General features: G+C 61.4%; 15 protein-coding genes. All 15 read right to left on the bottom strand.

Going from position 1 to position 13,957, the window contains the following annotated elements:
- Positions 1-837 (bottom strand): tRNA (adenosine(37)-N6)-threonylcarbamoyltransferase complex transferase subunit TsaD (tsaD, locus tag ABYV89_RS07950; RefSeq protein WP_432822414.1); only part of this gene is annotated, 837 nt, incomplete at its 3' end.
- Between the two features lie 90 nt (positions 838-927).
- A complete protein-coding gene (locus tag ABYV89_RS07945) occupies positions 928-2,247 on the bottom strand; it encodes a PhoH family protein (RefSeq protein WP_432822413.1) in 1,320 nt (439 codons plus the stop codon).
- 52 nt (positions 2,248-2,299) lie between these two features.
- Positions 2,300-2,572, bottom strand: coding sequence for a hypothetical protein (locus ABYV89_RS07940; RefSeq protein ID WP_432822412.1), 273 nt, complete (start codon positions 2,570-2,572; stop codon positions 2,300-2,302).
- Between the two features lie 32 nt (positions 2,573-2,604).
- Positions 2,605-3,756, bottom strand: coding sequence for an aminotransferase class V-fold PLP-dependent enzyme (locus ABYV89_RS07935; protein ID WP_432822411.1), 1,152 nt, complete (start codon positions 3,754-3,756; stop codon positions 2,605-2,607).
- 51 nt (positions 3,757-3,807) lie between these two features.
- The gene (locus ABYV89_RS07930; RefSeq protein ID WP_432822410.1) at positions 3,808-4,737 is read right to left on the bottom strand and encodes an SPASM domain-containing protein; all 930 of its coding nucleotides are present in this window, start codon (positions 4,735-4,737) and stop codon (positions 3,808-3,810) included.
- A 234-nt stretch (positions 4,738-4,971) separates the two neighbouring features.
- Positions 4,972-5,976 (bottom strand): GeoRSP system radical SAM/SPASM protein, encoded by a 1,005-nt coding sequence (locus ABYV89_RS07925; protein ID WP_432822409.1) that lies wholly within the window; start codon positions 5,974-5,976, stop codon positions 4,972-4,974.
- The gene (gene pqqD / locus ABYV89_RS07920; RefSeq protein ID WP_432822408.1) at positions 5,969-6,283 is read right to left on the bottom strand and encodes a pyrroloquinoline quinone biosynthesis peptide chaperone PqqD; all 315 of its coding nucleotides are present in this window, start codon (positions 6,281-6,283) and stop codon (positions 5,969-5,971) included. The genes ABYV89_RS07925 and pqqD overlap by 8 nt, the downstream gene beginning before the upstream one ends.
- Before the next feature lie 41 nt (positions 6,284-6,324).
- Positions 6,325-7,383 (bottom strand): YedE family putative selenium transporter, encoded by a 1,059-nt coding sequence (gene yedE, locus ABYV89_RS07915; RefSeq protein WP_432822407.1) that lies wholly within the window; start codon positions 7,381-7,383, stop codon positions 6,325-6,327.
- A gap of 4 nt (positions 7,384-7,387) precedes the next feature.
- Positions 7,388-7,930: a hypothetical protein gene (locus ABYV89_RS07910; protein ID WP_432822406.1), complete on the bottom strand. Its 543-nt coding sequence runs from the start codon at positions 7,928-7,930 to the stop codon at positions 7,388-7,390.
- A gap of 4 nt (positions 7,931-7,934) precedes the next feature.
- A complete protein-coding gene (locus ABYV89_RS07905) occupies positions 7,935-8,840 on the bottom strand; it encodes a phosphate/phosphite/phosphonate ABC transporter substrate-binding protein (RefSeq protein ID WP_432822405.1) in 906 nt (301 codons plus the stop codon).
- Positions 8,841-8,869: 29 nt separating this feature from the next.
- On the bottom strand, positions 8,870-9,967 hold the full coding sequence (locus ABYV89_RS07900) for a right-handed parallel beta-helix repeat-containing protein (protein ID WP_432822404.1): 1,098 nt from the start codon (positions 9,965-9,967) through the stop codon (positions 8,870-8,872).
- A complete protein-coding gene (locus ABYV89_RS07895; protein WP_432822403.1) occupies positions 9,964-10,779 on the bottom strand; it encodes a NosD domain-containing protein in 816 nt (271 codons plus the stop codon). The genes ABYV89_RS07900 and ABYV89_RS07895 overlap by 4 nt, the downstream gene beginning before the upstream one ends.
- Entirely contained in the window at positions 10,770-11,243 is a 474-nt protein-coding gene (locus tag ABYV89_RS07890) for a hypothetical protein (protein WP_432822402.1), read from the bottom strand. Before ABYV89_RS07890 ends, ABYV89_RS07895 begins: the two co-directional genes overlap by 10 nt.
- A 122-nt stretch (positions 11,244-11,365) precedes the next feature.
- Positions 11,366-12,730, bottom strand: coding sequence for a sigma-54-dependent transcriptional regulator (locus tag ABYV89_RS07885; RefSeq protein WP_432822401.1), 1,365 nt, complete (start codon positions 12,728-12,730; stop codon positions 11,366-11,368).
- A gap of 2 nt (positions 12,731-12,732) precedes the next feature.
- Entirely contained in the window at positions 12,733-13,785 is a 1,053-nt protein-coding gene (locus ABYV89_RS07880; RefSeq protein ID WP_432822400.1) for a diguanylate cyclase, read from the bottom strand.
- Between the last annotated feature and the right edge of the window lie 172 nt (positions 13,786-13,957).

The following is a 13,957-nucleotide window of genomic DNA, read 5'->3' as shown; positions in this document are numbered from 1 at the left end:
CTCCCTGCGTAACCCGCTGTTGCAGGCCACCCCGCCGGCAACGACAATTCGATCCAACCCTTCTTCGGCGGCGGCCCGCAGGGTTTTTTTACAGAGCACCTCGACGACCGCGGCCTGGAAACTGGCCGCCAGATCCTGCAGGGCTTCGCCTTCTATCGGCCCATCCTGCCGCTTGACGTGGTTGAGAACTGCCGTCTTGATCCCGCTGAAGCTGAAATCGAAGTTCTTCTTGTGCAGCAGGGGGCGGGGAAAATCGATGGCCTGCGGGTTGCCGAGAGCGGCTAACCGGTCGATCTGGACGCCGCCCGGATAACCGAGGCCGAGCAGCTTGGCGACCTTGTCGAAAGCCTCGCCGGATGCGTCATCGAGTGTGCGTCCCAGGGTCCGGTAGCGGCCGACGCCATCGACCCGGTAGAGATGGGTGTGCCCGCCGGAAACCGCCAGGGCGAGATAGGGAAAGGCGACCTCATGCTCCAGCAGCGGCGCCAGGATATGGCCTTCGATGTGATGCACGCCGACCAGCGGAAGGTCGCGGGCGAAGGCCACCGCCTTGGCCAGCGACAACCCGACCAGCAACGCCCCGACCAGGCCCGGCCCGCGGGTTACCACCAGGCCTTCGATATCGTCCAGAGTGACTCCGGCTTTTTCCAGGGCCTCATCCACCACCACCGAAATCGCCTCGAGGTGCTTGCGCGATGCCAGCTCCGGCACCACCCCGCCGTAGCGGGCATGAACATCGACCTGAGAGGCGATGACGTTGGAAAGCGCATGCCTGCCATCCCGCACCACGGCGGCGGCAGTTTCATCGCAGGAAGATTCAATAGCGAGCAGAAGCATGAAAAACCAGTGATTGGTAATTGGTTGATTTAAAAACAGTGATTGGTGATTGGTGATCAGTTGACCTAACCAATCACCAATCACTGCCTCTTACAGAAGGTTAGCTGCCAGTTCGGCCAGGGGCGAACGTTCGCCCTTGGTCAGGGTGACATGACCGGCGATCTCCTGCCCCTTGAACTTCTCAACGGTGTAGGTCAGGCCGTTGCTGGAGGCATCGATATAAGGGTTGTCGATCTGGTAGGGGTCGCCGGTCAGAACGATCTTGGTCCCCTCCCCGGCCCGGGTAATGATCGTCTTCACTTCGTGGGGGGTCAGGTTCTGGGCCTCGTCGACGATCATGTACTGCTTGGGAATCGACCGGCCACGGATGTAAGTGAGCGGCTCGATTTCGAGGATCCCCATATCGACCAGTTCCTTGTAGCCCCGCTTGTGCTTGCCGCCCCGCTCTTCGACCGCACCCAGCAGCAGTTCGACGTTGTCGAAGATCGGCTGCATCCAGGGCGCCAGTTTTTCCTCGACATCGCCGGGGAGAAAACCGAGATCACGCCCCATCGGAAAGACCGGCCGGGACACGAGCAGCCGACTGAAATCGCCTTGATCGGCCACCAGGTGCAGCCCGGCGGCGATGGCCAGCAGGGTCTTTCCGGTGCCGGCTTTGCCGACCAGGGTCACCAGCTGGATATTGTCGTCGAGCAGCAGGTTAAGGGCGTACTGCTGCTCCCGGTTGCGCGGGTGAATGCCCCAGAGACCTTCCTTGGGGGAGCGGATCAGCGGGGTCACCCGCTGCATGGGATAGTTGTAGCGACCGATGGCCGAATGAGACGGGTTGGCGGCATCGACCAGGGTCACGCACTGGTTGGGATAGTAGTCCCCCTCCAGCGGAAGATAGCCCTGTCCATAGAAACGGTCGACCTCGTCCTTGCCTATCTGCACTTCGGCGGTACCGGAATAGAGTTCGTCGATCGAGACCTTGTCCGACTCGTAATCGGAAGCCGACAGGCCGACGGCATCGGCCTTGATCCGCAGGTTGGTATCCTTGGTGACGAAGATGACCGGGCAGTCGCAATGCTTCTTCAGCTCGAGGGCCACCGCAAGGATCCGGTTGTCGCCCCGGTCGACCTGCAGTTCGGGTGGGAGCCCCTTGATAGTCTCTTCGGTGTAGAGCTGTACCTTGAGCACCCCCCCCTTTTCCAGGGGAACGCCATCAATCAGCTTGTGCTTGGCTCTGAAGCCGTCGAGGATGCGGGAGATCTGGCGGGCGTTGCGGCCCTTTTCGTTCATGTCCTTTTTAAACCGGTCGATTTCCTCGATAACGGTGATCGGAATCACCAGATCGTTATCTTCGAAACGGAAGATCGCCTGCGGGTCATGCAAAAGAACGTTGGTATCGAGAACAAAAGTTTTTTTCATGGCCGACCCTCATGAAGGAAGTGGGCGGTGATCGGGCAACAACTGCCGCCAGTTAGCGTTCGTACTCGAGAACTTCAAGACCTTCGGAAGTTGCAAGGATCTTGACATGAACGGGAATATTTTTGCCGGGGATGTTGCGCTTGCTTTCCATGATCACCTCGCCGTCCCTGTTCAGGGCGTTGATGACCTCTTCGGGAGATTCCTGGATGACATACCTCTTGTAAACCATGGTCCGCATCAGGTCGTTACGGGTCACCGGGCTTTCCGGCGGCAGGGAACAGGCGGCAAGCATCAACAGCAGAATCAGGGCGAAGGTTCTTATCATCTCGTCACTCCTTGGTAAACGGTGCCGCTTCTTCAGGCTGTCGCCTGCCTGAGCAGGGTCGATAAGGCGGCGAGCAGACAGTCGATATCCTCATGGGTGGTGAAATATCCGGGACTGACCCGCACCGTCCCGCGGGGAAAAGTGCCGATGGTTCGATGGGCGTCCGGTGCGCAGTGCAGGCCGACCCGGCAAACGATATCGTGGTCACGGTCCAGGGCAAAACCGACCTGCGCGGGATCCAGCCCGGCCAGGTTGATGGAGAGCGCCCCGCCATGCCCTTCCGGACTGAGCGGCCCGTACAACTCGATGCCGGACTTCTTCTTGAGCCCGTCGATCAGGTGGCGGAGAAGTTCGGCCTCATGGGCCCTGATTCGAGCGAGACCGGTCTCTGCAACGAACTCGACCGCCGCTTTCAGTCCGGCAATCCCGCACGTGTTGAGCGTCCCGGCCTCATACCGCTCGGGCATCTGCTCGGGAGGCCAATCGGAATGGGAATTGCCGCCGGTGCCGCCGTAAATCAGCGGCCTGAGCTGCAGGCCCTCGCGAACATAGAGCATGCCGGTTCCCTGCGGCCCCATCAGCCCCTTGTGGCCGGGCACCGCCAGCAGGTCAACCCCCATCGCTTCGACGTCGACGGGAAAGATGCCGGCGCTCTGGGCCGCATCGAGCAGAAAGAGAATCCCCTGCTGCCGGCACCAGGGACCAATCTCCTCTACCGGCTGCAGCGTGCCGCTGACGTTGGAACAGTGGGTCAGAACCACCAGCCGGGTCTTCTCTGCACAGGCCGCCCGGATCGCGGCCGGGTCGATCCGCCCCAGGTGATCAGCCGGCACTTTGACAACTTCAACGCCCTGCTCCTGCAGGGCCCGCAGCGGACGGGTGACCGCGTTGTGTTCCATGGTCGAGGTCACAACCCGGTCTCCGGGCTGCAACAGGCCGAACAAGGCCAGGTTGATCGCCTCGGTGGCATTGGCGGTGAAGACGATCCGGGCGCTGTCACGAATGCCGAAGAAACCGGCCAGCACTTCCCGGGCCTCGAAGATCAGCCGACCGGCGGCCAGGCCCATCAGATGCCCGCCACGACCGGGATTGGCCCCGACGCTGCGCAAAGCCAGATCGACGGCACGGTAGACCGACTCGGGCTTGGGGAAGGTGGTGGCGGCGTTATCAAGGTAGATCGTCATGTCGCTATGAGAATATCAGATTAAGATCAGAAAGGGCAAGTCATGAAGACGCTAATTACGGGGTTCCCGACACATGGGGTCACGGCTGCCCTGGTGCCGGTTGAAGGTCCGGGCCAGCCCCCGGCAACCGCCGAAACAGCTCGACAGATCACGGCAGCCCCGGCAGCCTTCAGGCGTCGCGGCGATTTCATCGCGAACCCGCTGTCGTTCGGGAAGCGCCCAGAGCGTTTCGACCGAATGATTCAGCAGGGAACCGAGTTTTTGCGGCCAGGACGAACAGGGTAACAGATTGCCGTCGCGGTCGACATGGCCGAGGCTGTTGGCCGCCTGACAGCCGCCGTATTCACTGCGGCTCTCCTGTTGATCGGGACAGAGCAGCTCCCAGAGAAACAGGTCGTGCACTTCAAGCTGAAGCCCCGAGGCAGCATCCGGGCCAAGCTTTCCGGCCAAAACCTGCAGATCGTCTGGGGTGACCAGGGCGGCCTCGGCAAGGCTTCTGACGCTACCATCGATACCGACGTTTGGCAACTTAAATCTAGCCACTTTATGGGCCCGGCAAAACTCGAAAAGCTGGGGAATTTTAGCCACATTGCCATGCCTTGGCACCAGCAGCAGCCCCGGATCGAAACCACGGTTGCGGATCGTCTCCAGGGCCTGTGAAAGGGGCGTCAAGTCGTCCCTGACGAGACAGGGGGCAACATCCAGGTACAACTGCCGGATAGGCAGGCCGGGCTGCAGGGAGTTGAACTCGGCGGCTGTCCCTTCACAGGTCAGGATAACCTGGCAGCCGCCGTCGGCTAAAATCCGCAGAATGTCGTGAATCGCCGGGTGAGCCAGGGGGCGATCTTCGAGAGTGACGAAAAAGACCCCGGCCTCGACCAGGCGTTCAGCCACAATCAGCATATCTGCAACAGGGAGCGATCCTTCGGGGGAGAGGCACCAGGAAATCCGCAGGGGGGTGTCAAGCAGGTCAATGGTCATGGCTCAAAAAAGTTTCCGAAACAACCGGCAACAGCGAAGGGCTAAAAAAAAAGGGGGCAGCAGCGCTGCCCCCGGCGAACCTTTGTCCTTAGCAGGGATGGACATTAGAGGAACCGACCACCCGGGGCTTCATATACTTTTTCATGCGCCTCACCTCCTTTGTAAATATTGAGTTAACTGCTATCGAACCACCTAAAAGCAAAATACTGATATGCAAATTATGAACCGAATTGGCTATTTCCAGCAATGCGGATCGGGTTGATTGAATTCACCGGTCACGGCAAAAGCTCGGGCCGTACAGCCGCCCAGGCATTTTTCAAAAGAACCGCACTCCAAGCATTTGCCTGAGGCTTCTTTATTGCGCATTTTCTTCAGTATCGGCGAATCATACCACAGGGCATCGAAATCGTCCTTGAGGATGTTCCCGACCACCAGGGGGATAAACCCACACGGGGTGATATCTCCATTGGGTCGCATGTGCAGCGAAAGCTTACCACAACTGCTTCCGTTGACCAAACTTTTCTCATCGTACCCCGGCAGCGAGGAGATGACCGGATCATCGAAAGAAATCAACAGATCGCTGGTCTCCTGCTTGACCCGTAACGCCTCCACGTAAAAGGCCTTCCATTCTTCTGGAGAGAGGTCAAGATCAGCGCGGTTCTTGAAACCGCGGCCGCTGCACTTGAAATTGTGCAGATAGACCTGGGCCACCCCGTGTTTCCTGGCCAGGTCAAGCAAATCCCTGAAATTACGGTAATTGATCCGGGATATGACCGAGCTCATGGTGGTGCGGACACCGGCCCGACGCAGATGATCCAGGGCCGCGACGGCCCGTTCGAAAGAACCGGGCATGTTGCGAAAATCGTCGTGCAGTGCCGCTTCGGCGCTGTCGATGCTGATCCCCACGCTCTTGAACCCGCTGGCCCGCAGCTGCTCCGCCGCGGCCTCGTCAACCCGCCAGCCGTTGGAGTTCATCGAAACGTTGAGCCCCTTGCCGGTCGCGTAATCGGCAATCTCGAACAGGTCATCGCGGATCAGCGGCTCACCGCCGCCGAAATTGATGAACGGCACCTGTTTTTCCGCCAGGATATCGACGATCCGCAGGATGTCGGCCGTCGGCAGCTCGTCCGCCAGTTCGTCCCGGCTGTAGCAATGGGAGCAGCTGAAATTGCAGCGAAAGGACAGGGTCCAGTTAAAAGTCAATGGAGCCGAAAAGAGCTCGGTTATCGCGTCAGCCATGCTTCAGCCACCCCCTCTGCAGCAGATCGTCAACAAATTCTTCAACATCTTCGGCCAGTTCCTCCCGCTCGACCTCGAATTCGAAAGCCAGGGCCTCGACCAGGTCGGCAAGTGACCGCTGGCCGTCGCAGAGGCTCCAGATTTTGCCGCCGACCAGGTTGAGCTGGTGCATCATGCCGGAAACGATCAGGATGACGCTCCCCTTATCGGCGACATCATCGCCCGCCTCCAGGGCCTTGACAATTTCGGCCTCGCGGCGCTTTTCGACCCGCCAGACGATATCGGGATTGCGTAACAGTTTATTCAACAGGCTTTTCCTTCCATTTGAATTTCTGAGTTGAGCCGGCGTCAAACAGGCTCCCGCTGGACCAGGCTCAAGCCGAAGACGAAGACGAACCCGGCCAGAACGGCGATCTTGCCGTACAGCGGCACACCCGCCGCCGTTGCCGCAATCCCCCAGTTCTGCACCAGGGCACCGCCGATCAGCATGCCGACGGCGACCAGTCCGGCATCGGCATCCCCCTCGCCGGCCTTGACCAGCTGCCGAAACGGACAGCCGCCGATCAGCACCGACAGCCAGCCGACCAGGGCCATGCCGAGAAAGCTCCACAGGTGGTTGAGGTGCGCCCCCGGCTGCCCGTAAAGGGCCAGGTTGAAGCGCCCGGTGGCCAGGTTGAAAAGCACCGCGCTCAGAACAAAAGCGAGCAAACCGTAGAGAAGCGGCGATCGGTGTCCCAAAAGCAGGGTGTCCCGTACCCCGCCGGTGACACAGAGTCGGCTGCGCTGGGCCAGGGCGCCGAGCCCCAGTCCGGCAGCCAGGGCGAGCAGCCAGGGCGCATGCTGGGCGGCACTGCCGCTGGCGGAAAAGAGCAGAAAACCGGGTTGGGCCACGAGAAAGACCAGCAGCAGCGCGAACAGGACGGGGACCAGGAAACCGCTCCCCTTCTGCGGCTGGGCGGGAACCAGGTGAACCCCGCCGGCCATGGTCTTCAGGCCGGACCAGACCCCGCCGACCAGGCCGAGCACGCCGGCCGCCGCGGTCAGGTCACCGGCGGTCAGACGGAGAAACAGCTTGATCGGACAGCCGATGAATACCGCGCAGCCGACCATCAGGAAAATCCCGGAAAAGAGCCGGGGCAAGGGTGCGCTGCCGCCGCGGGAGCGAAACTCGCGGAACAGGGCGGCGCTCCCCATGGAACCGAGCACGAAACCGATCAGTTCCGGCCGCAGGTACTGCATGCGCGAATTATCGTGCAAGCCGAGGGCCCCGGCGCTGTTTTCGAGAAAGCAGGAGACGCAGATCCCGGAATTTTCCGGATTGCCCCAGACCGACAGGAGAACGCCGAGGCTGCCAAGCGACAAGCCGGCCAGGATGACGGTCCAAAGATGTCGATCGCGAAAGTTCATAGTCTTATTCACATCCCCCGGCCAGGCGGCTCTGCAGATAGTGCAGTTCCCTGACGGTTACCGCCAGCGAGCGGTTGTCCGGATTGGACCGGGCCTTGGGGCCGAGCTCACTCAGACCCAGATCGACCAGTTGACGGATTTCCGTCCGGCGTGACAGGGGGCCGGCCTGCTCCAGGTAATCACCGTCCAGCTTGAGGGCGCGCACGTAGTTGGCGATAGCCTGATCCAGAACCCCCATACCGCGCAGGATTTCACCGCGCAGAAGGTAGCCGTGGGCGTCCCCCGGATAATCGCGGCCCAGCTCATCGAGCTTGAGCAGGGCGGCCTGCGGGTTGCCTTCCGCCAGCAGGGCCTCGACCGGGGCGTACACTTTCTGCAGAAAGGCCACCCGTGCCTGAAAGGCCAGATCCCGTTCCACCGCCTTGTCCAGGCCGCCGGAACGCATCCGCGAATCGTCCCCGGAAGAGGTCAGCAGCAAGAGGGCCATCGCCGCGGTTGCGACCACAATGAGCATCCAGAGCAGGCTGGTCAGAGATAATTTCGGCATCGCCTCAATAAGTCTGGTAAGGAGGCATGTTGGCCCGCCGCGCCATGTCGCGGATCGGGTCGTAATCGCTGTCGAGCAGCTCTTCAAAACCGTCGACCCAGGCCGACTTGAGCACCTTGACCCGCTCGCCGTCGATCTCGACGGTATCCTCCGGGGTCAGCTCCAGCAGGGCCTGCTTGACCTTGGCGAAAATCGCCGGGTCGAGGTCGCCGGCGGCGCCGAAGGTGCAGTAAGGGATGACCTGGCTCTGCGCCAGGATCACGAAATCATCGGCCGTGATCTTGCCGTCGCGGGTCATCTCCTCAAGATCGAGCGCCGGCGCGGCGGCCACATCGAAATCACCGAAATAGACGCCGTAAACGAGTTTTTCGTGCTTGAAGGAACCGGTCGGAATGGCGTAGTAGCCCAGGTCCCGCTCCGGGTCGATCCCCGCCTGCAGCATCAGGTCGTACTGGGCCAGGTAACCGGTGGGGGCCATCATCGGCCCGAACACCAGGCGCTTGCCGCGGATATCTTCGAGCTTCTCGATCCCGCTGCCCTTGCGGGCGATCAGGGTGCCGGCGGTGCGCGACCCGTAGTGTCCGCGCTTGTCGGCCGCAATCAACTTGAGCCCGGCATCCTCCTTGAGCACGATATAGAGCAGCGAGTTGGTGTGGGTCAGGGCGAATTCGCCGGAGCGAAAACGTTCTTCGAATTCATGCGTATCGACCGGCACCGTTTCGAAGATCACCCCGGCCTTCTCCGCAAGGTAGCGGGACAAGGGGGCGAACCGCGTCAGGGTTTCCTGCTCGTTGTTGCAGTTCATGTAACCGATGCGCAAGACCGGGCGCTCCCTGACCTGGTCGCAGCCGGATACGAAAAAAGACGCCGCGGTAACCGGCAGCAGGATCAGCAGAAGAAGTCGCTTCATTTTAAACTCATTTCACCAGGATATGGGTTTCATTGCAAGCCTGCCGCAGGCGGCGAAGGCGGAGCAGCCAGGGGATCGCCGGCATCGACCAGCCCCCTGCCGGCGATATCGCTGCCGTCGCGAATGGCGGCGGCAAGCAGCTCGGCCGCGGTCGTTCCCCACCAGTTGGAACGGGCATCGACCGTCCCCTCGCCTTCGTTGACTAGGGCATATTCCCCGTTGCCGGCCAGATGGTTGTCCCGCAACTCCCCCCGGGAATTCAGCCAGCGGACACCGGCCCGGCCATTACCGGCGATCAGGTTGCCGACAACCAGGAAATCTGAATCTTCAAGAAGGATGCCATGTTCGCTGTTGTCACGGATACGGCTGCCGCGCAGACTGCCGCGGGAGCGCTGCAGGTAAATCCCCTTGCGGTTGCCCGTCACCAGCAGGCTGTCGGCGTCGAGGCTGGAGTCGCGCAGGTTGACCCCGTTGACCAGGTTGCCGGCCACCTCGCAATCGTGCATGGTCAATTCGCTGTAGACACAGCGGATGCCCCAGTGATTATCCAGCACCCGGGTCGCGCTGAGGCGCACCATCGAGTTGCGGAACTGCATGCCGTTGAAATTCTTCTCGACCAGGCAGCCGTCAATGACGACGGTCGATTCCTGAAACTGCAGGCCGCGCAGGTTGCGGCTGAAGACCGAGTTCTTTACCGAGGCGTTGGCGAAGTGGGCGTGAAAGCCGCGGTAGCCGTATTCGACCAGGCAGTGTTCGAGCAGGTTTTCCTCCTCGGAGGCCATCATGTTGAGTGCCCCCCAGTCGCCGGGAACCGGATCGGCCTCGGCGCTGGTGAAACGCACCGGGTTTTCGGCCGTGCCGAGCACCCTGAGGACCCCCTGGATGAAGATCTCGTTCTCGCCGATGCCGTCGCCGTTGGTATCGCGACGGGTAAAGCGCACCTCGGTTCCCGGACGTATTTCCAGCGTCACCCCGGCGGGAATAGTCAGAATTCCGTCTACCAGTACCCGACCGCTCCAGACAGTATCCTGCCACAGGCTCTGCTCGCCGCGGAACTCGGTATCGGCCAGGGATTCGGTCACCGGCCAACTGCAGAACAACAGCGCCAACAGGAACAGCCGCCTCATGGTCGCGCCTCCCGCTCGAGGTTCAGCAGGCGCAGATCCTCCCGGTTGCCGCTGATCCCGGAAAGATCCCCGGCCAGACTGCGCTCGTACAGGACCAGGCCGAGATCGTTGCCGGTCACCTGGTTGCCCTGCAGCAGCGGACGGCTGGAGGCATCGATGAAAATCCCCTCCTCGACATGGCCCGCAACCCGGTTGCCGACCAGCTGCGGATCGGAGCCGAGCCAGCAGAAGATCCCCGCCTCCCCTTGCTCAACGACATTATCGGCGACCAGGGGAGAACTCCCCTGCTGGGCAATGATGCCGTAGCGGTTGTAGCGCAGCCGGTTGCCGCGAACTTCCGGGGAGGACCCGATGAGCAGGAGGGCGGATTCGGCATGCTCGATCCGGGCGTGCTCGATCCGGCTGCCGGTCGAATCGACCAGGGTGATGCCGGCCCAGGCCGGCTCTCCCTCCTCGGGAATTGCCAGCGCAATGAAGTGAACCGGGCGCCGGGGCGTCCCCTCGATCCGCAGGGTGCCGCGAACCAGCAGTTCGGTCGCCGAGGAGAGATATTCCGGATCGATCTTGGTGCCTTCGGCCGGCTGCACATAGACGATGGTGCCGGGCCGCAACCGCAGGCTGCTGCCGGCCGGAACCAGCACATCCCCGGACATGTACAGCTCGCCGGCGAGCACGGTCTGGCCGGCCAAAACGCCGGAGAGAGTAGGCATCTGCGCGAGCTCTTCGGCAGCGGGGTTGCGTGGCAGCGGCGCGCAGGCGGCGAGCAGCCACAGGGAGAAAAGCAGCAGCCCCCGCCTCAGGTTCAGATCCATCGCTGCTCCATCATCAGCTGCCGGGCCGCGGCGGCGGGGGGCGTGCCGCCCGCGACCCTGGCCATCAGCCGGTCCATGAATTCAGCGGTCAGCAGTTCGCCGAGTTTTTTCAGTGCCGGGGATACGGTGGTAAACTGGAGGTCATCCAGGGGGCGCCGGCCGCTGAGCAGAAACGGCCCGCCGGGGACGCTGAGCAACATTGCCAGATCGGCCGGCGACTCGGCGGCCAGAACCATGTCGAGGGTCTCGGCACGCACTCCGGCCACGCCCTGGTCCGATAAAACGGCCACCTGGACGGTCTCAACTCCGGTTTTCTCCTTGATGTACAGGCTGGCCAGGGCCGCAACCGCAGCTTCGCGTTCGCCTTCCGGAACCCCCAGGTAGAGTTTCGGACCGAAACAGGCAGCGGCCGGGTCACCAAGCAGCAGCAACAAAAGACCGGTCAGGACAAGCAAAGATTTCATTCTGCGTTCCCGTAAGAGAATCGAACCAGAAAAACAAGACAGACCACCAGTGGAATACTACAGCAAATTACATACCGTAGAAAGGCGGAAGCGGACAAGGGGTTTCGCAGGTCGCGCTGGGGTCAATCGAGCATCCGGTACTTTTCCATCTTGTAGCGCAGCGTAGTCCGCTTGATGCCGAGGATTTCGGCGGCCCGGGTCTGGGACCCATTCTCGCGGGACAGGGTCTGGACGATCAACTGGCGCTCGAGGTCTTCGAGGATTTCGGTCAGGCTGCCGCCGCTTTCGGGAAGCTCGAGGCAGATCTGCTCCGGCCCCTGGATCCCCTGGGGCAAATCCCGCGGCGTGATCACCTCCCCCTTGCACAATACCACCGCCCGCTCCATCACGTTCTGCAGTTCGCGCACGTTACCCGGCCATTCATAGGCCAGCAGGCAGCTTAAGGCCCGGGGCGAAACCTGGGACACCTGGCGTCCCGTCTCCCGTACGTATTTTTTCAGAAAATGGGCGACCAGCGGATCGATGTCCTCGCGCCGTTCGCGCAAAGGGGGGAGTTCGATATTGACGACATTCAGACGATAAAAAAGGTCTTCGCGAAACGCCCCCTTTTTCACCTGCTCCTCGAGGTCCTTGTTGGTGGCGGCCACCAGGCGTACGTCGCTGCGGATGGTGCGGGTGCCGCCGACCCGTTCGAATTCATGTTCCTGGATCACCCGCAGCAGCTTGACCTGGGCGGCCAGGGACATCTCACCGACCTCGTCGATGAACAGGGTTCCCTGGTGCGCCAGCTCGAAACGCCCCTTCCGGGTGGCCAGGGCACCGGTGAACGCCCCCTTCTCGTGACCGAACAGCTCACTTTCGAGCACCCCTTCGGAGAGCGCCGCGCAGTTGAGAACGATGAAGGGATTGTCCCGCCGGTTTGAGCGCTGGTGGATGGAGCGGGCGATCAGTTCCTTGCCGGTCCCTGATTCACCGGTGACCAGAACATTGGCATTCGAAGTTGCCACCGAATCGACCACCTCGAAAACCCTCTGCATGGCCTGCGATCCGCCGACAATGCCGGAGAAGGGGTAACGCTCCTGCAGTTCCTGCTGCAGGTAGCGGTTCTCCGCCAGCAGGCGCTCACGCTCAAGCGCCTTGGCCACAGTCAGCTTGATCTCGTCGGTTTCGAAGGGCTTGGTGATGTAATCGTAGGCCCCGGCCCGCAGCGCCTGAACGGCGCTTTCCACCGTGCCATAGGCGGTGATGACCATCACCGGCAGGGCCGGGTCGAAGGCTTTGAGCTCTTCGAGCAGCTCCAGGCCGTTCATCCCCGGCATCTGGATGTCGGTGATCACCAGGTCGAAGCTTTCGCCGGCGATCCGGCGCATCGCCTCGGCTCCCGATTCGGCCGCGGCGGCCTGGAACCCTTCCCTGGTCAGCACCCGGACCAGCAGCCGCCGCATCCCCTCTTCGTCATCGACAATCAGAATCTTTTCCCCGGCCACGCTCACACCTCTGGTTTCTGGTGGTAAATACGGTTTTTGCCTTCACGCTTGGCCTTGTAAAGCAGGGCGTCGACCACGTGCAGCAGGGCATCGCGATCCAGGCCGTCTTCGGGGTACGCCGCCACCCCGATGCTGACGGTAAGCCCGCGCTCGGCGATCCCCCTGAGATAATCGAGCGACTTCTCCTCAACCGACCGCCGGGCCCGTTCGGCCGCCGTCAGGGCGACCTCGAGACCCGTTTCGGGAAGGATCGCGATAAACTCTTCGCCGCCGTAGCGGAACACCATGTCGCATTCACGCATCGACTCGCGCAGGATCTCGGCCACCGCGACCAGGGCCTGATCCCCCTTGAAATGGCCGTAGGTGTCATTAAACGCCTTGAAATCATCGACGTCGAACATGATCAAAGTCAATGGCTTTCCGTAACGACGGGCACGGACCATCTCTTCTTTGAGCATCAGGCGAAACTGCCGTTGATTGTAGAGGCCGGTCAGGCCGTCGGTTACGGCCAGATGGTGGGTGCGCTGGTGCAGGCAGGCATTGTCAATACTCATGGCGGCAAAGGAGGCGAGGATCGACAGGATATTCAGGCGCCTTTCGGTGAAGGTCCGCGGCGCGAAGTCATCCAGGCAGATCAGTCCGACGATCTTGTTCTGAATCTTGAGCGGAACGGCCACCAACGCCTGGATTCCCTCCTGCAGAACCAGCCCGTCATCGACACCGTTCGATGATCCGACGTTTTCCAGGCAGAAGACTTCGCCGGCGTCGAGTACCTGGCGGATCATCGAACCATCCTTCACCGGCCAGCGGTAGCGGTCGAGAAACTGGTCGCTCAAACCGGCGTGGGCATGCAGCGATAATTGGCCGAGCGGTTCGTCATAGAGCGCGATACTGCCGGCCGGCATATCCATGACCGCCATGGCGCTGTAGAGGATGTTCTGCAGAACCTCGTCGAGATCCAGGGATGAGACGACCACCTGGGCCACGCTCAGGACATCCTTGAGACTCTTCAGTTCTTCTTCGATGTCACCCTTACGGGACATGTCAACAGCCATTGACGGATCCAGGAAATATGCAAAAAAAGATATAAAGGGAATGCTTAATACTTAATATTACTAGCACAATCCCGGCATTTGTGTAAAGGCCTTAGCGGACGGCGCACAGACGAGACCCCCGCACACTGCGCCCTGCCGCCGGGCCCCGCATTAGAAATAAAAAAAATAGACG

The organism is Trichloromonas sp., from assembly GCF_041583255.1.
GTDB lineage: Bacteria > Desulfobacterota > Desulfuromonadia > Desulfuromonadales > Trichloromonadaceae > Trichloromonas.
This window is presented reverse-complemented; position numbering and strand designations above follow the sequence as displayed.